Annotated in this window: 1 protein-coding gene and 1 pseudogene; both read left to right on the forward strand. The window is 40.9% G+C overall.

Features of this window, described 5'->3' with window-relative positions:
* The coding region (locus tag HC176_RS15735; RefSeq protein WP_167919938.1) for a SusD/RagB family nutrient-binding outer membrane lipoprotein at positions 1-353 on the forward strand (353 nt) is incomplete at its 5' end.
* Between the two features lie 61 nt (positions 354-414).
* A pseudogene (locus HC176_RS19660) lies at positions 415-621 on the forward strand (N-acetylmuramoyl-L-alanine amidase); the annotation flags it as partial.

The following is a 621-nucleotide window of genomic DNA, read 5'->3' on the forward strand; positions in this document are numbered from 1 at the left end:
CTTACTATAATATGGCTTTAGAGAGTTCTATTCTTCAATGGACTGGTTCGACCGAAGGTGTTGATGCATTTTTAAGTCAGCCCGAGGTCGCATTTGATGCCACCAATGCTATTGAGAGAATTGCAGAGCAACGTTGGATCCATTTGTTTATGAATGGCTATGAAGCCTGGAGTGAATGGAGAAGAACAGGTTTTCCCAATGATTTTGTTCAACCCGAAGGCCGACCTGTACCAACGCGTCTTGCCTATCCCGATAATGAAACCTTCAACAATGCAGAAAATTATAATGCGGCTGTAGAACGACAATTTGGAGGTGAAGATTCTATTTATGGAACTGTATGGTGGGATGAATAAATCTCCCTTCCTATAATTCTTAAAATCTCCCGATATTGTCGGGAGATTTTATTTTTACACTATGAGATATTTCCTTTATGTCCTTTTCTCCCTCTTTTTGGTCTCCTGTGGTTCTTCAGGGAAAAATACTTCCAGGATCATTGACAAGCCAATAATTTTTAATGAGGAAAGAGAGCAGCTTTCACTGGAATATATGAAGGAGCGGTATGGTTTGGAACAGGAGCAGCCTGTTATCCAACCAAAGATGGTAGTGCTTCATTGGACGGCT

It is taken from the genome of Tamlana crocina (genome assembly GCF_012037625.1).